At 62.5% G+C, this 20,374-nt stretch carries 22 protein-coding genes; 3 read left to right on the forward strand and 19 right to left on the reverse strand.

The window, feature by feature from the left end; all coding sequences use genetic code 11:
- Window positions 1-18: 18 nt before the first annotated feature.
- The 3 genes from VDQ28_RS13440 to VDQ28_RS13450 are packed head-to-tail and all read right to left on the reverse strand — an operon-like array spanning window position 19 to window position 1,782.
- Complete coding sequence (locus tag VDQ28_RS13440) at window positions 19-537, reverse strand: hypothetical protein (protein WP_323036418.1); 519 nt, start codon at window positions 535-537, stop codon at window positions 19-21.
- Entirely contained in the window at window positions 524-1,225 is a 702-nt protein-coding gene (locus VDQ28_RS13445; protein WP_323036419.1) for a DUF1003 domain-containing protein, read from the reverse strand. The genes VDQ28_RS13440 and VDQ28_RS13445 overlap by 14 nt, the downstream gene beginning before the upstream one ends.
- On the reverse strand, window positions 1,222-1,782 hold the full coding sequence (locus VDQ28_RS13450; protein ID WP_323036420.1) for an HdeD family acid-resistance protein: 561 nt from the start codon (window positions 1,780-1,782) through the stop codon (window positions 1,222-1,224). Before VDQ28_RS13450 ends, VDQ28_RS13445 begins: the two co-directional genes overlap by 4 nt.
- A 224-nt stretch (window positions 1,783-2,006) precedes the next feature.
- On the opposite strand from VDQ28_RS13450, the gene VDQ28_RS13455 reads away from it, so the two are divergent.
- The 3 genes from VDQ28_RS13455 to VDQ28_RS13465 all read left to right on the forward strand — a co-directional run bounded on the left by VDQ28_RS13455 (window position 2,007) and on the right by VDQ28_RS13465 (window position 4,798).
- Window positions 2,007-2,684 carry a response regulator transcription factor gene (locus tag VDQ28_RS13455; protein ID WP_323036421.1) on the forward strand — a complete coding sequence of 226 codons (678 nt, stop codon included), beginning with the start codon at window positions 2,007-2,009 and terminating at the stop codon, window positions 2,682-2,684.
- Entirely contained in the window at window positions 2,671-4,032 is a 1,362-nt protein-coding gene (locus VDQ28_RS13460; RefSeq protein ID WP_323036422.1) for a HAMP domain-containing sensor histidine kinase, read from the forward strand. The genes VDQ28_RS13455 and VDQ28_RS13460 overlap by 14 nt, the downstream gene beginning before the upstream one ends.
- 124 nt (window positions 4,033-4,156) lie before the next feature.
- The gene (locus VDQ28_RS13465) at window positions 4,157-4,798 is read left to right on the forward strand and encodes a YfdX family protein (protein WP_323036423.1); all 642 of its coding nucleotides are present in this window, start codon (window positions 4,157-4,159) and stop codon (window positions 4,796-4,798) included.
- 69 nt (window positions 4,799-4,867) lie between these two features.
- Here VDQ28_RS13465 and VDQ28_RS13470 read toward each other — a convergent pair whose 3' ends face one another.
- From VDQ28_RS13470 to VDQ28_RS13545, 16 genes are all read right to left on the reverse strand, one after another.
- The gene (locus VDQ28_RS13470; RefSeq protein WP_323036424.1) at window positions 4,868-6,403 is read right to left on the reverse strand and encodes a DHA2 family efflux MFS transporter permease subunit; all 1,536 of its coding nucleotides are present in this window, start codon (window positions 6,401-6,403) and stop codon (window positions 4,868-4,870) included.
- Entirely contained in the window at window positions 6,400-7,404 is a 1,005-nt protein-coding gene (locus VDQ28_RS13475) for an HlyD family secretion protein (RefSeq protein WP_323036425.1), read from the reverse strand. Before VDQ28_RS13475 ends, VDQ28_RS13470 begins: the two co-directional genes overlap by 4 nt.
- 24 nt (window positions 7,405-7,428) lie before the next feature.
- On the reverse strand, window positions 7,429-7,947 hold the full coding sequence (locus VDQ28_RS13480) for a DUF1269 domain-containing protein (RefSeq protein ID WP_323036426.1): 519 nt from the start codon (window positions 7,945-7,947) through the stop codon (window positions 7,429-7,431).
- A 66-nt stretch (window positions 7,948-8,013) separates the two neighbouring features.
- The gene (locus tag VDQ28_RS13485) at window positions 8,014-8,796 is read right to left on the reverse strand and encodes a 3-hydroxybutyrate dehydrogenase (protein WP_323036427.1); all 783 of its coding nucleotides are present in this window, start codon (window positions 8,794-8,796) and stop codon (window positions 8,014-8,016) included.
- A gap of 34 nt (window positions 8,797-8,830) precedes the next feature.
- Entirely contained in the window at window positions 8,831-9,193 is a 363-nt protein-coding gene (locus VDQ28_RS13490; protein WP_323036428.1) for an STAS/SEC14 domain-containing protein, read from the reverse strand.
- Between the two features lie 34 nt (window positions 9,194-9,227).
- Window positions 9,228-9,965, reverse strand: coding sequence for an acetoacetate decarboxylase (locus VDQ28_RS13495; protein WP_323036429.1), 738 nt, complete (start codon window positions 9,963-9,965; stop codon window positions 9,228-9,230).
- Window positions 9,962-11,077 carry a DUF3734 domain-containing protein gene (locus VDQ28_RS13500; protein ID WP_323036430.1) on the reverse strand — a complete coding sequence of 372 codons (1,116 nt, stop codon included), beginning with the start codon at window positions 11,075-11,077 and terminating at the stop codon, window positions 9,962-9,964. Before VDQ28_RS13500 ends, VDQ28_RS13495 begins: the two co-directional genes overlap by 4 nt.
- Before the next feature lie 162 nt (window positions 11,078-11,239).
- The gene (locus tag VDQ28_RS13505; RefSeq protein WP_323036431.1) at window positions 11,240-12,601 is read right to left on the reverse strand and encodes a HAMP domain-containing sensor histidine kinase; all 1,362 of its coding nucleotides are present in this window, start codon (window positions 12,599-12,601) and stop codon (window positions 11,240-11,242) included.
- A complete protein-coding gene (locus tag VDQ28_RS13510; protein ID WP_323036432.1) occupies window positions 12,601-13,275 on the reverse strand; it encodes a response regulator transcription factor in 675 nt (224 codons plus the stop codon). The genes VDQ28_RS13505 and VDQ28_RS13510 overlap by 1 nt, the downstream gene beginning before the upstream one ends.
- Window positions 13,276-13,342: 67 nt before the next feature.
- Window positions 13,343-13,699, reverse strand: coding sequence for a hypothetical protein (locus tag VDQ28_RS13515; RefSeq protein ID WP_323036433.1), 357 nt, complete (start codon window positions 13,697-13,699; stop codon window positions 13,343-13,345).
- Window positions 13,700-13,907: 208 nt separating this feature from the next.
- Window positions 13,908-14,108: a hypothetical protein gene (locus tag VDQ28_RS13520; RefSeq protein ID WP_323036434.1), complete on the reverse strand. Its 201-nt coding sequence runs from the start codon at window positions 14,106-14,108 to the stop codon at window positions 13,908-13,910.
- Window positions 14,109-14,247: 139 nt separating this feature from the next.
- Complete coding sequence (locus tag VDQ28_RS13525; RefSeq protein ID WP_323036435.1) at window positions 14,248-15,000, reverse strand: hypothetical protein; 753 nt, start codon at window positions 14,998-15,000, stop codon at window positions 14,248-14,250.
- Between the two features lie 106 nt (window positions 15,001-15,106).
- Window positions 15,107-15,883: a hypothetical protein gene (locus VDQ28_RS13530; protein ID WP_323036436.1), complete on the reverse strand. Its 777-nt coding sequence runs from the start codon at window positions 15,881-15,883 to the stop codon at window positions 15,107-15,109.
- Window positions 15,884-15,887: 4 nt separating this feature from the next.
- Window positions 15,888-16,547, reverse strand: a complete 660-nt coding sequence (locus tag VDQ28_RS13535; RefSeq protein WP_323036437.1) for a hypothetical protein — start codon at window positions 16,545-16,547, stop codon at window positions 15,888-15,890.
- A gap of 134 nt (window positions 16,548-16,681) precedes the next feature.
- Entirely contained in the window at window positions 16,682-18,538 is a 1,857-nt protein-coding gene (locus tag VDQ28_RS13540) for a phosphatase PAP2 family protein (protein WP_416349428.1), read from the reverse strand.
- Window positions 18,421-20,295, reverse strand: a complete 1,875-nt coding sequence (locus VDQ28_RS13545) for a lysylphosphatidylglycerol synthase domain-containing protein (protein WP_323036438.1) — start codon at window positions 20,293-20,295, stop codon at window positions 18,421-18,423. Before VDQ28_RS13545 ends, VDQ28_RS13540 begins: the two co-directional genes overlap by 118 nt.
- Window positions 20,296-20,374: the final 79 nt, after the last annotated feature.

Consider the following 20,374-nt stretch of genomic DNA (forward strand, 5'->3'; position numbering starts at 1 on the left):
GGCTGTTTCGGTGCTGCTCTAAATCGGCAGGACCGTTGCCAACCCCTGCGGATGCACCGTCAGCAACAGGCCCAGAACCAGCAGCAACCCCAGCCAGAACGCCACCCAAGACGTGGCGATAACCGCCGCAACGCGGGTCACATCCAGACCAAGTCCGGCATAGATGCGAAACCGGACGGCGGTTCCGGTGAGATACGAGAACCCCAGCAGGTTCGAGATGGCATAGCCCGCCGCCCCCGCCAGCGCGGCAATGCGGGCCGGCACCTTGCCCTTTGCCACCGACCGCACCGCCAGCACGTCATAAAACGACAGTGCGGCAAAGCTGACGGCCGTCCATAGCAGCGCAAGGCCAAGTTCACGCCAGCTGCTGGCGGCGATGTCGGCTTTGACATCGGACCAATGCACCGCACTGGCCAGCTTGTGCAAAACGAAAATCGCGATGCCGACGATCAGCACCGAAACCGCCAGCCGCACCACCGGGTGCCCAATGATGCGGACAAGGCGCGCGACGGTGCCTTGCGGTTTAACCCCGGTCATTCAAGCGTTCCTCAAGAAGTTCGATCTGGATCTGTTGCAGTTCCGCCAGTTTGTCCCATTGTTGGGCCAATTGGTGATCCATCTTCTCGTGGAGCTGGCGGATCTCGATCTCGGCCTTCAGGTTCACGCGGTAATCGTTTTCTGCGCGCATCCGGTCTTTTGTCTCTTGGCGGCGCTGGCTCATCATGATGATCGGCGCTTGCAACGCCGCGAGGCTTGAGAGGACAAGGTTCAGCAAGATGAACGGATAGGGATCGAACGGCTGCGCCATCAGGCCCGCGATATTCACCGTGATCCAAAAAAGCAGCGTCGCCGAAAACAGGATGATGAACGTCCAGCTACCGCCGAATGTCGCAACCTTGTCGGCCATGCGTTCGCCAAAGGTTGCCGTGCTGGCATTGTCATCCAGCATGTTTTGCGAGACCAGTTCCCCCGATTTGAGGCTCTCGATGACCTGCTGGTCAAGCGCGCTCAATTCGCCGCGCTCCTTTGCCAACAGGGTCTCGACATAGGCGCCCCGATAGGTTGCCAGGTCGGCGCGGCAGATGGATTTGCCCGCCTCCCAGCCCGGATGCGCGGCGTTGATCAACTCCGAGACGCCGGGGCGCACCGAAATCCACGACCGCAGTTTTGAGGGCGGAAACGTGGCATGGCAGACGTGGCAAACCGCCTTGTGCGCAGGGGTCATTGCGGATGCCCAAGGGCTGTCCGCGACAGCATGAACATCGCGAGGCCGGTCGATAGAAAGTTCAACCCAGCCAGAAAACCCAGCACCCATGTCGAAGTCGTGGGCCATTGCACAAGGATCGAGACGCCCAGCAAGAATGCACAGGCACCACTGGCGATGACCCAGCGCCAGCGCGGGATCTGGCCGCTCAGCCGCAGGCCAAGCAGGATCGACAGCACGCCCTCGATCAAAAAGACCACGACCATCAACCCGGTCAGCAGCGCCGCACCCCGGCCCGGAAACACCACAAAGATCAGGCCCGCGATCAACACGCTGGCAAAGACCACCGCGACAATCCGCCATTCCGAATAGGCACGGAAACTCAGGGCAAAGGCGATGCCCGCGAGACCCCAAAACACCAGAAGCCACGCCACCAATTGCTCGACTATGAGCGTGGCGACGGCGGGTGCGGCGATGGCAGCCACACCCAAGCCCGCGAACAACAGCCCGACATTGCGAAAACTTGTCCCGAACCGCAGCGGCTCTTGAACGGGTCGGAGTTCAGATTGGGTATCCATGGAAATTCTGCCTTTGGGGTTGAAAAGGACGTGGCGTTGCCCCGATCTACCCGGCGCAACCGGCCCCGGCTTTTTGCGAAGTTTACAAAAATGTAAGAAATCTGCCGGTTGCGCGCAAAACCGAACCCTTAGGCACGCGGTGTCCGCCAGTCGGCGGGGCATCTGGACTGGCCAAACACCGGCGTTTGGGCCAGAGTCGAACCGTCAACCAGGATCAAGACCACATGAAAATATTGCTGGCTGAAGATGATGAAAAGGTCGCCGCGTTTATCGTGACGGGGTTGCAAGAGAACGGGCACAGCGTCGATCATGTGACGGATGGGCGCGATGCCCTGAGCTATTGCTTGTACAATGACTGCGATCTCGCCATTCTGGATCGCATGATGCCGGGCATGGATGGGCTGAATGTGGTCAAGGCCCTGCGTGCCAGCGGGGCGACATTGCCGGTGCTGATGCTGACCGCGCTGGGGGATCTCGACAACCGGGTGCAGGGGCTGCACGCGGGGGCCGATGATTATCTCGCGAAACCGTTTCACTTTTCGGAACTGCTGGCCCGCGTCGTCGCCCTGACCCGGCGCTGCCACGACACCGCCGAAATCCCCTCGCTGACGGTCCATGATCTGACGCTGGATCTGCTGACCCGCACCGCCACCCGGCAAGGCACGGTGATCGAATTGCAGGCCAAGGAATTCGCGCTGCTGGAAATCCTGATGCGCAATGCGGGCCGGGTGGTGACGCGCACCATGCTGCTGGAGCGGGTCTGGAATTTCAATTTCGAGCCCAATACCACCGTGGTGGAAACCCATATCAGCCGGTTGCGCAGCAAGATCGACAAGCCCTTTGACGTGCCCTTGCTGCACACCTTGCGCAACACCGGGTATTCCATGCATGGACCGCGCTAACATCCTGTCCGGCGGCTCGTTCCGGGCCACGTTTTATGGTGCGGTGGCCTTTCTCGGGGTGCTCGCGGTCAGCGGTATCATGGCGATCTGGCTGATCGAGGTCGGGCTGCGCGAGGACATGCGCACGCAACTGGCCACGAAGATCGACGAATTCCAGATCCACTATCAGCTCGGCGGCGAGGACGAGGTTCTGGCCGAGGCGCGCGAACAGTCGGCCCTCTATGCCGCCACACACGGGCTGCTGCTGGTCTATGACGCGCAGGGCAACCGGCTTGTCGGGCATCGGGACGTGGCGCTGGATTTCACCGGCTGGGTCACGCGCGATATCTCGGGCGGTGCCACCGGGCTGCCGCCCGAAGATTATTACCTGACCCGCGTGTCGCTGGGCGATCTGACGCTGGTGCTGGGCCGCGATTTCGTATTCCTGCACGAATTCGAGGTGGTGACGATTCAGGCGTTTCTGGTGGTTGCCGCCGTGATGACCCTGGTGCTGATGGCGCTTGGCTACTGGATCAGCCATCAGGTGCAAACCAAGCTCGATGCGATGGGCGAGACCCTGCACCGCGTGGCGCAGGGCGAGACCGAGGCCCGGCTGGCGGTGTCAGACGAGGGCGATCAGATCGACCGGATCGCCGCCGTGATGAACACCCATCTGGACACCTTGTCCGATCTGATGACCGCCACCAAGACCAGCGCCGTGGCGATTGCGCATGACCTCAAGCGCCCCCTCGCGCGGGCCTCGCTGGGGCTGGAGGCGGTGCTGAACGACCCGACATTGTCCGATCAGGCCGTCACCCGGATCGAGGAATCGCGCGCGGAACTGGCGCGGCTGAACGGGATTTTCGAATCCTTGCTGCGCATCGCACGGATCGACGCGGCAAAGGGCCAGCCTCTGCGCCAGAGTTTTGATCTGGGCGATCTGGCCGCGGAACTGGGCGAAACCTTCGAGGTGGTCGCCGAGGAAAGCGGGCAAACGCTGGTGCTCGACATCGAGACCGGCGCGAGCGTGACGATCCTTGGCGATCGGGGCATGATCGCGCAATTGATCGTCAACCTCGTGCAAAACGCGATCACCCATTGCCCGCCCGGTGCCTTTGTCACGCTGGCGGTCAGGCGCGAGCGGGCGCAGGTGGTGCTGGTGGTCGCGGACACCGGGCCGGGGATCGCCGCCGCCGACCGCGAGCATGTGTTCGATGTGTTCCATCGCGGCGATCCGACGCGCACCACCGAGGGCAACGGTCTGGGGCTGGCATTGGTCAAAAGCATCGCCGAACGCCACGGCGCGACGCTGTCGCTTGACGACAATGACCCCGGTTTGCGGGTGACGGTCAGGTTTCCCGGCAACTGATATTCCCGGCAGCTGATCGGGCGTCGCAAAATCTTTGCGTTTTTGTAAGGTCGGAAACAACTCGGGGCCAGCGCCATCCGTCACGATGGGCCGTTAACATTTGCACCTCGAAAGGAGCAACACCATGACCCGTAAAACCACTTCCCGCGCTGTTGCACTCGCCGCCGTGTTCGCGGCCCTGCCACTTGTCGCCGGGACCAGCGCCTTTGCCACGTCATCGGCCACCTATCCGACCCAGGATCACTTCCTGCAAACCGCAGATGAGGCTTTGGGCGTCGTGACCCGTGTTCGGGCGGCCCGCTTGGCCTTGTTTGATGACCACACCGATCAGGCCCGGGTTGAGCTGGAGCGTGCACTCGACATTCTGAACACCGCCGAGGCAGAACTGCCGTCGTACATGATGCGCGACTTTCCCGAAGCGGCCTCTGAATACAATTTCCTGCCGTTCGACATGTCGATGACCCTGACCGAGGACTTTCAGGCGTCCGAGGAAAACGCTCAGGCCTTGCAGCAGGCGCAAGGCTTGTTTAAATCAGCCGACCCGGATGCGGCGGTCGAGGTTCTGAAACTGGCCGAGATCGACGTGCAGGTGTCCGTCGCGATGCTGCCCTATGAAACCACGATGCAGGGGCTGAATGCGGCCATCACCGATATCACCAGTGGCGAATTCTATCGCGCGAATCTGGATATGAAAGCCATCGAGGATTCGATTCAGGTCCGGACGTTTCTGATTGATGAGGTGCCAGCGCAGGGCGTCACCGAATAAGGCCCTGAACAAACCCTGAAGGGGCGCGACCGGGCGAGGGCCTGGTCGCGCCCTTTTTTGCGCGTCCGCCTAATGTGTGGTTGGTGCGGGTTGCGCGCCGATCTTTGGGCGTTGCAGGATGAACACGACCGGCACCATCAGGAACGCCACCCAGCCAGTCAGCCAGAAGGCATCGGCGAACGCCAGCAGACTGGCTTGCTGCATCACTTGCCCGGCCAGCGTTTCCGCCGCCGCACTGGATTGAGGGTCGAGGCCCAGCGGCTGCAGATAGCTTTGCACATTCGGGTTGAAGGGCGTCAACCCAGACCCCAGCATCGCATAGTGAAACTGCATGCGGCTGGCGACCTGCCACCCGACAATGGCAATACCGATCGACGATCCCAGCGAGCGCGTCACCCCGTAAATGCCGGACGCCTCGTCTTGCCGGTCCGGCCCGATGTTCTGGAAGGCCAGCGTCGACATGGGCACAAAGAACAGGCCCATACCCAGCCCCGACACGATGCCCGGAATCGACAGATCCCAGAACCCCGCATTCAGGTTGAGCGTTCCCAGCATCAGATTGCCGGCCCCCGTCAGCCCCAGCCCGATGATCGCCAATGCGCGCGGGTCCACCAGCCGCATCAGGACGGCCCCGGTCATGACCATCGAGAACCCGGCGGCAATGCCGCGCGGCATGAACAGATAGCCCGCCTCCATCACCGGATAACCCAGCAACCCCTGCACGAACAGCGGCAGGATGGCGATGCTGCCGAACATGGCCACGCCAAACCCCATGATCGCCACCTGTGCAGCGGCAAAGCTGCGGTCCTTGAGCAGGCTGAAATCGACGATATTGGTGCTCAGGCCCCAACCGCGCACAAAGAAGAACAGGCCCGCCACCGCCGAAAGAAAGGCGGCGATCACGATCATCGGCGAGGAAAACCAGTCGCGCGTCTCGCCCTGGTCCAGCATCAGTTGCAGCGCGCCGATGGCCAGAACCATCAGCCCCAGCCCGATCCAATCCACCGAAATCTTGTGGGTTTCATCGTTTTTCAACTCGCCCGACATCATCAGCAAGGCAAACCCGGCAATCGGCAGGTTCACATAGAACACCGCTCGCCACGAGAAATATTCCGTCAGGATCGCCCCCAAGGTCGGGCCGAACACCGGGGCCACGACCACGCCCAACCCGAACAGCGCCATGGCCTGGCCGCGTTTCTCCTTGGGGAAGCTGTCGAACAGGATGGATTGCGACAGCGGGATCAGGAAGGCACCGAACAGCCCCTGTCCAAGGCGGCAGAAGACAATCATCTCGACGCTTTGCGACAGGCCGCACAGTGCCGAAAACGTCATGAAGCCGATGATGGCCGTGGTGATCAGCCGCTTGCGGCCAAGGCGTTTGACGAAAAACCCGGTCAGCGGCATGACCACCACCGAGGCCACGATATAGCTGGTCAGAATCCAGATCGTCTGGTCATTGGTGATGCCAAAGGCGGCCTTCATATGCGGCAGTGCGACGTTGACGATGGTGCTGTCCAGAACCTCCAGCACCGCCGTCAGCACCACGGCCAGAACGATCGGCCACCGCGCGGCCTGCACCATCCGGGTTGCCACCGGCGTGGTCATTGCCCAGCATCCAGCCCTGAGGTGTCCACCGTCGCCACCATACTGGCCCCGACCCGCAACTGCCGCGAGCGGTCGGCGGGGGGGGCATCCAGGGCGATCCGCACCGGAAAGCGCTGCGTGACCTTCACCCAGTTGCCCGACGCGTTCTGCGCGGGCAGCAACGAGAACACCGACCCGGACCCCGCGCCAATGCTGGCAACGGTCCCGGTCAGCGTGGTGCCGGGGTACATATCAATCGTCAGCGATACCGGCTGCCCCGGTCGGATCCGGTCGATATCGGTTTCCTTGAAGTTGCCGTCCACCCACCACGCGCCATCCTCGACCAGACTGAACAGGGGCTGACCTGCGGCCACGATCTGCCCCGGCCGCAGCGAGATATTGGACACCCAACCCGAGGCCGGGGCGCTCACCGTCGTATGCTCCAGGTTCAGGCGCGCCAGGGCCAATTGCCCCAAAGCCGCGCGAACCCCGGCGTTCTGCGCGCCGGTCGCCCCCAGCTGATCACGCGCCGCACTCAGCGCGGCATTCGCGGCGTCAACGGCGGCTTGTGCCTGATCGCGTGTCGCGGTGGCTTGGTCCAACGCGGCTTGCGACACATCGGACAGGCGGAACAATTGCTCGGTGCGGTGAAAGTCTGTCTGCTCCACAGCCAAGGCCGCCATCGCCTGCGCGACCTGCGCCTCGGCGGCGGCCACGTTCGACCCTCCGGCCCCGGCGGTCTGGGTTGCCAGATCAAACTGCGCCTGCGCAATGTCGAAGGCCGCCTGCAACGGCGCAGGGTCCAGCGTGAACAAGACATCGCCCTCGGTCACATAGGCGTTTTCCGTCGCGTTGACCGTCGCCACTTGCCCGCCCACCTGCGGCGAGATCGTCAGCAGATTGGCCTGCAAATACGCGTCGTCGGTGCTGGGGTAGGTGACGCCATGCTGCCACCAGGCATAGAGGCCGACCGCGCCCGCAAGGGCAACGATGCCAAGGCCGACAAGTTTGAGGGTCTTCATGGGCGCGGTCTTTCCTGGGGCTGATTATTCAGGATGTTTGGCACTGATCAGCGCTTCCTGCGCCCTTTCAAAATGCGCGCGCAAGTGGTTTTCGGCGTCCGCGTCCAGATTGGTGCGCAAGATCCTGCCGCCCATGGTGCCGAGCCGGTCAATGACCCGGTCCGAGGCCTCGTCGGGCAGCAGCATGAACAACGCGGCCTGTCCGGGTTGCAGGGCTTGTGACACGTCTTTCATGAACCCGTCATCAATGCCAAAATCAGTCAGCCCGCCGGTGATCGCACCAGCCCCGGCACCGGCCGCCAGACCCAGCAGCGGATTGAAAAAGATCAGCCCGGCCAGCATCCCCCAGAGTGCCCCGCTGGTGGCGCCGACGGTCCACATGTTGACCATCTGGTCCAGCTTGATGTGCCCATCTTGATCGGCACTGGCAACCACGGCGTCAGCCACCGTGACAAGATGTTCCTTGGTCATCGACAGCAGGTCCTTGCGGGCGGCATGAGCCTCGGCTGGGGTGTCGTAAGCGACAACAATGAGTTCAGACATGGATGGGTCTCCTGTGGAAAGCGGGGTAGTGTTTGGCTTGGGCGGCGCTTGCCGCGCGGCGACGGGTCAGCGCATGGCCCAGCCATGACTGACCAACAGCGATTGCCCGGTCAGCGCATTGCTGGGGAAGGCGGCGAACAGGTGTGCCACCTCGGCCACATCCTCGACGGTGGTGAATTCCTTGTCGACGGTCTCGCCCAGCATGATCTTTTCGACCACATCCTTTTCGGAAATCCCCAGGTTTTGCGCCTGCTCGGGGATCTGCTTTTCCACCAGCGGCGTGCGCACGAAACCCGGGCAGATGACGTTGGCCCGCACCCCATGCGCGGCACCTTCCTTGGCGATCACGCGGGCCAGCCCCAGCAAGCCGTGCTTGGCGGTGACATAGGCGGCCTTGAGCGGCGAGGCCTCCTTTGAGTGCACCGAGCCCATGAAGATGATCGAGCCACCGCCCGCCTTGTACATATGCGGCAGGCAGGCTTTCGAGGTCAGGAATGCGCCATCCAGATGGATCGCCAGCAGCTTTTTCCAGTCGTCGAACGGGAAGTCTTCGAGCTTGTGAACAATCTGGATGCCCGCATTCGAGACCAGCACATCAACGCGGCCCCATTTGGCAACGATTTCCGCGACACCGGCATTCACCGCCGCCTCGTCCATCACATTCATCGCCACGCCAATCGCCGCGCCGGGGCCTTTTGCGGTCAGGTCCTTGGCGGTGGCCTTGGCGGCGTCAAGGTTCAGGTCGGCAATCGCCACCCGCGCGCCATCCGCGATGTAGCGTTCCGCAATGCCGCGGCCGATGCCGCTGGCGCCGCCGGTGATGATGCAGACTTTGTCTTTGAGGGTCATTTTCTGTTCCTTTATTGTCGTTTAGACGTGGCACTCAGGCAGCCGCCCAGGCCACCGCGTCCGTCAGCTCGTTGGTATGAAAAATCTCGGTTTTCGCCGGCATGAGCGGTAAAAAGATCCGCATCGTGTTGGCGATCCAGTCGTGATTGGTCACCAGTGCGATCCGCTCGAAATCGCGCCAATGGTGCAGGCCGAACAGGGCATCATCCAGCATGGCTTTTGCTTCGAAACCCTCGAATTCCGGGCCGATGACATAGACGAAGCGGGCCTTGCCCTGCGATTTGATCTGCTCTTCGACAGCGGGGATCAGAATGGAGGTGTAGTCCTCATCCGTGACCTTTCCCACGGCCCGAAAGGCCAGCACAGTGTTTGCGGCAGTCTTGACGTGTTCCAACATGGGTTTATCCTCTGGTTATGACGGTTGATCGGCTTCAACCGAGGTAATCGTGAACCACCTCGCCCAGTCCGAGCGTCAGGTCCGATTGAATGTGAATGGCCGAGAGAACGTCGTGCACCGGCAGGTCGGCCACCGGGGCGAGCGCGTGGGCGTGCAATTCCAAGGCGGCGGGGCCCTCCCAGGCGCCTTTGACCGTCACGTCGGTCATGAAATAGCGCACCAATTCGCAAATCCGCGGCGTGCAATCGACATGCGGGATGATCTTCAACAAGAAGCTTGGGCCTTGCAGGCTTTTCAGAACGGCATCGTGATCGAGCGTCCGGTGCTTGTAGCCCATCGTCCCCGTGGCAACCCGGACCGAGCCCACGTCCAGCGTTCCGACCAGCGTATCCTTTTCAACGCGCATGGCCGGGTCGGCCATCTTTTTGGGAAAGCCCCAGATCTCTCGCCCGCTGGCAATCGGCGATTCATCGTTCAGATACATCGAATGAACATAGCCACCCTGCTGCCCGTTGAACCGGACCGGGATGACCTGACCGGATTCCGTGTAATCCCCGAACCCGGTCGAATCCGGCATGCGGATGAACTCGAACTTCACGATCGGCTCCGTCACCGCCAAAGGCTCGGGGACCACGGCGCGCAGGGCGTCCATGTCGGTGCGATAGGTGATGATCAGGAATTCCCGGTTCACAAATCGGTAGGGGCCACGCGGGTAAGACGGGTTGGTCAGCGGCATCGAGAAGGCCTTGGCGACCACATCAGCAATATTCATTCTGTTTGTCCTTCGGGTTGCGCGGTCAGGTCGAACACTTGCAAGCCGTCAGCGCCGATCTTGCGGTGTTTCCAGTGGTCGTGGTTCAGGGTGTGATGCGTGTCGGCGGCGCCAGCCTTCCAATGGGCGTTCATCGACAGACGCGAAAATTCGTAATCCTTGGCTTGGCTCTCATAGCTTTCCTTGCGGTGGATCAGATGCACCAAGGTGATCGGGCAGGCCGGGCCGGTGGCGCGCAGGAACGCCAGATCGGGATCGTCCTGCAACGCCTTGGGCAGCTTTGTGGCAAGGCGCTGAACGGCGGCGCGAATGTCGTGCAACTGCCGGTAACGGTCGGTGGTCAGGCGGGTGCGGCTGGAATAGCGGATGTCCTTTTCGCGTTGTGCGACGTCGCCCAGAGTTTTCGGCATGGCACCCCGGGCGCTGAACACGTCGACCTGGAAAATGCAGACCGGATCGCGGCCAAGATTGTCCATCACGAATTGCAGCGGCGTGTTCGACACCAGACCGCCATCCCAATAGCTGTGGCCGTCAATGGTGACCGGCCCGAACCCCGGCGGCAGCGCACCACTGGCCATGATGTGCTCAGGCCCGATGCGCATGGACTGGCTGTCGAAATAGGCAAAGTTGGCGGTTTCGATATCCACCGCACCGACCGAAAGCCGTGGCCCGCAATCGTTGAGGTAATCAAAATCCACCAGTGTTTCCAGCGTCTTGCGCAAGGGGCTGGTGTCGTAGACGCTCAGGCACGGTTCCGTGGAAAACGGCGACCATGCTGACAGCGGCTTGGGTTTGAAAAAGCCGGGCGCGCCGGTGGCCATGACGCTTGCCGCCGCGACATCGCCATACATCTGGCGTGCTTGCGGCCCGGCAAGCCAAGGGGCCGCGGGCAGGCCTGAGGTCACCTTGGTCCAGAACTCGAACAGCTTGTCATGGCGCGTTTCGGGCGGATTTCCGCAAATCAGCGCGGCATTGATCGCCCCGATCGAGATGCCTGCAACCCAATCGGGCTGCCAGTCCTGCTGCGACAGATACGCTGCCGCCCCGGCTTGATACGCCCCCAAAGCGCCGCCGCCCTGCAAGACCAAAATCCGTTGCTCTGCCTGTGCCATCAGTACCCCCTCGACCCGTGATGCGGCGATCAGGCCCCGACTCGATTTCGACTCGGCCTCGCCTCGATGGGAGTTGTTTGACTGATGCTGCGGGATTGGAGCTTGTTCGAAGCTTACTTTTTTGTAAGCCCTTGCTCCCGGGGTAACGGCGGCATCCCCCGATCAAACCCGGTCGGGAAACACGATCCGCACCGCCAGACCGGGGTGATTGTCGCCCAGCGACAGCTGTGCCCCGTGCAGTTTGCAAATCGCCGCAACCAGACTGAGGCCCAGCCCATGGCCCTCGGTCGTGCGGCTTTGTTCCAACCGGTAGAGCCTGCGCAAGACCTTGTCGCGCTCCTCCACCGGAATCCCCGGCCCGGTATCGGTGACGCACAGCACAACCTGCCCGTCTTGACGCGACAACTCCACCCGAAGGGTTGACCCAGTCGGCGTGTGGCGCACCCCGTTCTCGATCAGATTGGCAAGGACCTGCGACAAGAGATGCCGGTCGCCGGTGACCATGAAGGGCCCGGCCCCGGTCAGCGTGAGCGTCAGGCTGTAGCCTTTTTCCTCGGCGTCGGCCCCCAGAAAATCGACAACATCCTCAGCCACCCCCTGCAAATCGGTTGGCACAAACCGGTCGCGCACCGCGCCCCCTTCGATCTGCGCCAGTTGCAGCAGCGCCTGAAAGGTGTTCACGATCCGGTCGGTTTCGTGCAGCGCCTGCGCCAGCAGATCCTTTTGCCGGGCGTCAAGCGGCGTTTCCTCGGCGATTTCGGCAAGGATGACGGCCACCCGCTGAATCGGCGTTTTCAGATCATGCGCGATATCGGCCGAGACCTGACGCATCGAGGCAATCAGCGCCTCTTGCGAGGTGGCCATGGTGTTGACGGCGGCGCTGATCGCCGTCAGATCATCCCGGTCCCGCGCCGCAACCGGCACCCGCGCCGACATGGTTCCGGCGGTCAGCGCGCCAAGGGCCGCCTGAATCCGGTCGATCCGCCGCCGTGCGTTTCGCGCCGCCAGCGCGCCCGCGCCCGTCGCCAGCAGAATGGTGGGCAGCAGGCCGATCAAGACGACCGACAGGATGATCTCGCCCATGTCCAGAACCTGCTCGCGGGTGCGGGCAACGGTCAGTTGCCCACGGCCGACACGCTCGGTCCTGGCAAGATAACTGGCGGACAGGTCGTCGTGGCCCTCGTCAATCGCGCGACGGTCAAGAATGGTAAAGTCCTCGACCTGCGGGATTGCCGTGACATTGGCGATGATCGGCCCGCGATCGGGTTGATAGTGCAGGATCGTCAGTTCGGAATCCGTGATCTGCACATCCTCTTGCAGGCGGGCGATCAAGGCGGCTTGATCGTCGAGGGAGTCGTAGGCGTCAAGCGTCTGGTCGATCTCCTCCTCAAGCGTCGCCTCGAAACTGGCGCGGATCACAAGATAGGCGGTTGCAAAACTCGCCACCGACGAGAGGATGAAAATCCCCAGAAACACCGCCGTCAGACGCAGCGGCGTCGAGCGTATGGGCCACAGGCGGCGCATCACTCGGCAACGATCCGGTAGCCCGCGCCGCGCACGGTTTCGATGAGTTCGGTCGCAAACGGCTTGTCGATCTTGCGGCGCAGGCGGCTGATATGGGTATCGACCACATTGGTCATCGGGTCAAAATGAATATCCCAGACGGCCTCCATCAGCATGGTGCGGGTCTGCACCCGGCCCTTGCGGCGCAGCAGATGCTCCAGCAGCGCAAACTCGCGCGGCAACAGGTCGATGGGTTGGCCTGCCCGCGTGACCTTGCGGGTCAAGAGGTTCATGTCCAGATCGGCGGCTTTCAGAACGGTCGGCTCGTCCTGCATCTGCGGGCGACGCGCAAGGGCCGCAATCCGCGCGCTGAGTTCGCCAAAGGCAAACGGCTTGACCAGATAATCGTCGGCACCAGCGTTCAGCCCCTCGATGCGATCATCGACCCCGCCCAGCGCGGTCAGCAGCAAGACAGGCGTGCGGTTTTTCGCCCCGCGCAGCGTTTTCACCAGGCTGACGCCGTCAATCCCCGGCAACATCCGGTCAACGATCAGCACGTCATAGCTGCCGACGCTGGCGCGCACCAGACCCTCGGCCCCGTCGGCGATCAGGTCGACGGAATGCCCCTCCTGGCGCAACCCCTCGGCGATATAGGCGCCGGTTTTCTTGTCGTCTTCGATCACCAGAAGTTTCATGGCTCGCCCGTTGTCAAATAATCGGCGGAGCAATTGCCCCGCCGATAAACCGTATCAGGAGATATGGTCAGTTGCTTTCGTTTTCGTCATCATCGTCGCCATCGTCCGTATCCGCTGGCATCAGACGCACCGAGTTATCGGCCGGATTGACCAGATACTCGGCGACGCTGCCATCGGGCATGACGATCTCGACTTCATACATGCCGGCATCCGTGCCATCCTCTTCGAACTCGGCACTCATCGCCTTGCCGCCAGAGCTGGCTTCAGCGGCGCTTACCGCGGCGGTCAACGAGCCGGGGGCGGCCAGAAAGACCTGAGCCTCGGCGGGGCTGGTGTCGGCCAGGGCCATCGTGGCGGCCCCGCCCAGCAGGCCCAAAGACATCAGAGTGCTGGTTCCCAGTGCCAAAATAGTCGTGCGTTTCATAATCGTCTCCTTGGTTGTCGGGCAATCACCGTGTCGCCCTGTGTCATCAATATGGGGGGGCATAAATGCGGCTGCTTGTCCGTCAGATTACAGATTGTCCATGTTCGGATATTGAACGCCGGGACAGCCGAACACGGGAAAGGGGCGAAGAGTTTGCGCCCTTCGCCCCGTGTTGCTCCGCAGTTCCGATCTGCCGTCAGATCCGCCTTCAGACGGGCGCTTGATCCGCCTCAAACGGCGCATCCACGGCGTCCTCTTGCGCGCGGCCCTTGATCGCCAGCCTGGCCGCCACGGCCATCAAGGCTCCAATGATGACCGCCGTCGCGACGATCATCGCCCCGGCCCCGATCGCGGCGAGCCCGCCCAGCGCGATCAAAACTCCCGCGATCAACCGATACAGTTTCTTCATCTTCCGTCTCCTTTGCTTGTCTGCATCCAACGTGGGGATCCAAGATGACCACGACCCAACCGCCAGATTACAAATCATCCACAATTCGACAGTCAGCGGCATAACGCCCGCGCCACCATCGCCGCCCACCTGCATTGCCTTATGGCACGCGGCGCTGGCGCATGTTCAGGGCCACGAATCCCGCGATCAGCACAAGGCAAACCGCCGAAGCATTGTATGTGCCCAGATCCATGCCGCCGTGCGCTGCGGGTTTGGTCAGCAAATCACCAAAGGTCGCGCCAAAAGGCCGGGTGAACACAAAGGCGATCCAGAAAACCGCAACGTCGTTCAGAACCTTGGTGTAATGGGCCGCCATCACCGCGGCGATCACCGCCGTACAGACCAGCGCTCCGCCCAGAAAGCTCAGGCCAAGCCCGTCGACCATCCAGTCGCCAAACGCGGTGCCCAGCGAGTTGGAAAACAGCACCGCCGTCCAGAACAGGATTTCGACATCCTTGCGCGCGATGTTTTCGACCTTGAGGTGCCCCTCGCGGCGGTGCCAGATGAACAGGGTCACCGCAAGCCCGAGGCCCAGCACGATCGAGCCGCCGAAATAGCCAACATTCAGCGTGCGATCCATGAAGTCCGAAATCTCGGTGCCGGCGGTCGTGGTGCCGACAATGGCGGCCCAGAACAGCGCCGGGTGGTATTTTTTCGCGCGGATTTGCGCGAACAGCAAGACCGCGAGCAGTGCGCCCGTCACGAGTATCCCGACGATATAGCCAAGGTTCAGCGTCTGGGCGATGAAATCGCCGGTGGTTTCCCCCAGCGTTGTCGCGATGATCTTGATGATCCAGAAGAACAGCGTCACCTCGGCAACTTTGCTGAGGGTTTGAGTGGTAGAAGACTTCATGGTTCGGTCCCTAAGGGTGTGTTTCGCCCTGGTATGGGCGTGCGTTTCAGATTTTTTGGGGGTTGTTGGTTCGGGTGGCCGATCAAGCCCGGCCACCCGCGATATGTCACTTTGTGCGGCGCATACTCATGACGGCGATGGTTCCGGCGATGATCGCCAGAAAGGCAATGCTGGTCACCGTGGTGCCAAGGCCAAGCCCGCCGAATTCCGGAGGTTGCGCCAGGAAGTCACCGAACGACGCGCCAAGCGGGCGGGTGAAGATGTAGCACAGCCAGAACGCCCAGATCCCGTCGAGGCCAAAGGCGAAATAGCCCAGCGCCAGCGATGCGATGATCAGACCAAAGAGGATCCCCGTGGCGGCAAACCCGACGTTGAAGGCTTCGGCAATCAGGTCGCCCGACGCGGTGCCCAAGGCAAAGGTGAGCAGAATCGCGAGCCAGTAAAAGGCTTCGCGTCTGAAGGTGAACACTTCGTGGATCGACAAGGTGCGCTCCGAGGCGAACCACAGCGCGAAGGTCGCGCCAAGCGCGATGGTGAAACCGATTGCCGAGGTCAGCAGCGGAATACCCAGCGCGTCGGTCATGTTGTCGGTGATCAGCGTTCCGACAATCGACACCAGCACAACGGCGATCCAGTAATAGGTTGGCACATAGCGTTGCTGGCGAAACTGCCAGACCAGCGCCAGAATCAGGATCGACGTCATCAGCAGCGTGGTTGACGCCAGCCCAAGCCCAAGGTTCACCGCCAGAAAATCGGCGGCGGTTTCGCCCATGGTGACGGCGACCAGCTTGATCAGCCAGAACCCCGGCGTGACCAGTGGCACGCGGTTGACCCCGCCAATCGGCATGGGTTGTTTGTAATTTGTGGCAAATGTAGAGGTCATGGTTTTATCCTCGGATCAAAGACAGGGCTTGCGCCGCAAAAGCATCGGATTGCGCGTCATTGTCGGCGTTGCAGCGCTCTAACGCGCGCGATTGCAGGTCGAGCATTTCGGCGGTGGGGGTGATGGTGGCAAAGGCGTCGCGCACCTGGGTTGCCATGACCTCGCAGGGCAGCGGGTGGCCGTTGGCATCGGTCACATCAATGCCGAAGGCCTGTTGAACGCCGCCTGTTGCGGGGCTGGCTGTTGCAGGGCTGGCAACCGGGTTATCCAGCGTGGCCGACAGGGCGGCAAGGGCTGCGGTAACGCTGGCGGCATCCGGCGCGGTCGCGCGCAGGGCCGATAGTGCCGCGTCGATTGCGCCATCCGCGACGCCCCACGCCGCAGCATCCGCTTGACGCAAGGCCGTCGCGTTCTGGTCCCACAGGGTTTCCAGATCGGTGATCCGCAACTGCGCCGCCGCCAGATCGCCCGTTGCGGCGATGGTTTGGGTGTCGCGGACAATGGCTTGATAGGCCGACAGATCGCCCAGACCGGGGCTTGCCACCACAACGGCGGAGGCTGCTGTCGGACTGGGCATCCACAGGGTTTCAACCATCGTGAAGCCGGCAACGGGTACGGCGATCAAACTCGCCGACAAAAGGAAATTTCTGAAAGCTGGGTGCATGGAACTAACCTGACTGAGTGGGGGAACCCCTGCGTGTCGGGCTCCATGGTCAGGTCATAGTCAGGCGGATTGCGCTGAACCTGTCCGCAGTCTTACAGTTTTGCAAGAAACCGGGGTTTCAGGACATCAGAGTTTCAGGGAATTTCGACCACGCTGACCGCGCCGCCCGCGATTGCGCGCAAAGTCACTGTGTTCAAACCCCGCAGCCCGGCGCTGAACCGGTCTCGCGCGGCGGTGACATCATCGGTGGTGGCGGTGGCGTCGCGGGCCCGGTCATCAGGTGTCACCGCAGCCACATAGACCCGCCGCCCGCCGGTGACAAACTGCGTGCGCCAGATCCGCGCAAGCATGGGTGCGCCGTCGCTCGCCCCTGAGATCATCGCGAAATCATTGGGCATTCCGCTCCAGAACAGCGGCAGGACCATCGTGTCGGCACTGGCCTGATCGCGCACCGTGGCATAGGCCAGATCAATCAGCCGCCCCGGGGTGGGCGCCAAGGCGACGCTCCAGCCGGCCTGGGTCAGGGTTTGCTGGATGGCGGTATCGGTCGCCGCGACCAGGATGACGTTGATCGGCGCGGCCTGCGCACCGGCCAAAGTCTCGGCATCGGGGTGAAATTGCGGGTCGGACAGCAGAGCATCTGGCGCGGCAAGCACATGATCGGCCTGAAGATTGACATGGACCAGCCGCGCCTTGTCATAGCTCACAACCCGCCAACCCGCGCCGCCGACCAACAGCGCGGCGCAAAGCAACAGCACCGCCGTCTGAGTGCGCGCGCGCGGCGGCAATGAGCCGGGACGGGTCTGCAACAGCCGCCACTCCGCAACCGTGACGCCGACCATCAGCCACAACAATCCGACCAGCCAGCCGTTCAGGACATCGGACAGGTAATGCTCGATCAGCAGCAATCGGCTGGTGCCGATCACAAAACCCAGCAGGCTGGCCAGCAGGATCGCCGCAACATGGCTGAGGCGCCCGGACCGAAACAGGGCATAGGCGACCGACCCATAGAAGGCGATGGAGATCGCGGCGTGGCCGGATGGGAAGCTGCCCGAGGTTTCGACAAAATACCCAAGCTCTGGCCTTGGGCGCGCAAAGATCAACTTCAGCGCCGCCACCATCACCACATTGCCGATCACCGCCACGGCAAGGCCGGACATCAGCGACCAGCGGCGCTCGGCGGCCAGCCAGACGCAGGCGGCGATGAACAGCGCCACAATAACCCGGCTGTCGCCCAGCGCCGTCACATGGGCCGACAGCCGCAAAAGCACCGGCGACCAGAACAGATGGGCAAGCGCGGCAACATTCTGGTCAATGGCGAAAAACGGCGTGGCGAACAGGAAGTCCAGCGTGACATCCACCCAGATGAGCAGAACATAGGCAAAGGCCACCGTCAGGCAGGTCAAGGGCAGGCCGCCGAAATGGCTCCGGTCAAAACGCTGCGACAAAAACCGCATGAAGCGCGGATGCGCGGCCAGAAAGCGGGCCAGCGGGGGCCACGCCGCAACCGACAGGACCACGGCCTCGGCGACGGTCAGCACCAGCGGCAACAGGCGGAACAGGCGCAGCAGCAACCACCAGATGACCACCAGCACCAGCACCAGGATCGCGCCCAGCACCGCGTAGCGCTCCATCGTGCTGCTGAACAGCCCGATGGCCCCGCCGATCGCATAGCCAAAGGCGACATGGATCAGGGCATAGGGCACGCTGCCGATCAGGTTCCAGATCACGAAACTGCGGCGATTGATCCCCGCCAGCGCCCCGACCAGCGGCACCAGCCCCGCGATGGGCCCCAAAAACCGCCCCAGCACCAAAGCCAGCCCGCCATGACGTTCGAACAAGGCCCGCGCGCGGCCATAGGCGCGCGATTGCATCAGGCGTCCCTGACTGTGCAGCTTGGATTTTGCCAGACGCCCGGTCCAGTAACTGGCCTCTCCGCCAAGGACCGAGCCAATCGCCACGAACCACACGAGGTCAAAGAAATCGAGCAACCCGCGCTGCACGAGGATACCGCCCGCCTCGACCACCAGCGTGCCGGGGACAATGACCCCGGTGATGAAATACGCTTCAAACATCGACGCCGCGGCAATGATCCAGTAACCCAGCATCCCCAGGGATTGGATCGACGGCAGGATCTGGTCGATGGAAAAGCCCATGAGTCTATTTCCCGTTTTGCGCCCTGAAGCCCGATGAAGATGGCAAAAATCAACAAGAACCCCGACGCCAAAAGCCCAGCCCGCAGCGCGCGCGGGGTGTTTGCGCCATGGGCGATCTCGGTCCACAGGTCGTTGGAATAGGGCGTCGTCTGATGCAGGAAAAAGAAGAACGCCGTCGCCGCGATGCCCAGCGCAAACACCAGCGCGAACCAGGCCGCGCTGAACACGCCCTCGGTCAGCCTTGCGCGCTTTGTGAACCCGCCCGCGAACGGCCACAAGACAACCGCGCCCCCCAGCAGCAACCCCGCCGAGGCCCAGTCGAAGTCATTCAGCACCGCCGCGAGTGCGCCAAGGCACAGCGACAACAGCGTCAGCAGGAACGCGGCCCTGACCTGCCGCGCCAACCCCTGCGACAAGACCAGCAGCACCGCGCCGATCAGTGCCGACAACAGGGTTCCGCCCTCGATCAGCAGCGCGGCGATGAAGTCACCGTCCTCCAGCGCCTCGTTGCGGATCGAGGGCAGCAAGGACACCAGGATCAGATACACGCCAAACCCGAAGGCCAGCAGGGCCGCAACCGCAGGGGCCAGGCCGTGCAACGCCTCGACGGCCGGGCGCGACGTGGCAGAGATGCGGCCAAACCGGCGCCCCATCAGGCCCCCCGCCAGGCGCGCCTCGTTCAGCGAGACGACGACCACGCCAACCCCGAAGGGCAGCAAATAATAGATCACCCGAAACAGCACCAGCGCCGCGGCGGCGTCACTGACCGGGACCGATAGCGGCAACGTGCCCAGAACGATCGTTTCAAACACCCCGATTCCGCCGGGAACATGCGACAGAACCCCGATCATCATGGCGATCGCATAAATGGCGATAAAGGCCCCGAAATTCGGGGTGCCGACGGGCATCAGCACCCACAGTGCAAAGGATGCGGCCACGACATCGACCAACACGATGGCCATTTGCGCCGCCAGATTGCCGGGCGACGGAAGATGCAGATCAAAGCGCCAGACCTTGAGGCGGCGGTGTTTCACGGACAAAATCGCGATGCCGCTGCCCGCGACCAGGACGATCCCCAGCGCGCAGAGCCGTATGGTCGTCTCGGCAAACGGCACCAAGCCCGCGACAACATTGGGATAAATGCTCAGGGCGGCCAGCCCGACCAGGGTCAAGCCAACCCCCAGGGCCGCCGCGATATAGCCCGAGATGGTGGCCACATCGAAGGCGCTCAAGCCGAAGGCCGCGTAGATCCGATAGCGGATCGCGCCGCCGGAAATGACGCTGATCCCCACGGTATTGCCGAACGCATAGCCCAGAAATCCGCCCAAGGCGACGATCCGGTTGGGCAAGGTCTTGCCGACGAACCGCAAACCCAGTGCATCATATCCGACCAGCGCGGCATAGCCGACCGTCGTGGCGGCAACCGCCAGCATCAGGACGCCGGGCGGCGTTGCCTTGATCTGCGCCATGATTGCCGTCGGATCGACCGAGTGCATCAGATGGAAAAGCGCATAAAGTCCCAACCCGAACAGGCCGATGCCCAACAGGATTGGCAAGATGTGGCGCAGGGCAGGGGTTTTTGCAGATATCATTGACGTGAACGGCGTCCCTGTTCCGGGTTGGCGTGCACACGTCTTAGGGGGAGTCATTGGCACCTGTAAACCGCGCAGA

It is taken from the genome of Pararhodobacter sp. (assembly GCF_034676545.1).
Classification (GTDB): domain Bacteria; phylum Pseudomonadota; class Alphaproteobacteria; order Rhodobacterales; family Rhodobacteraceae; genus Pararhodobacter.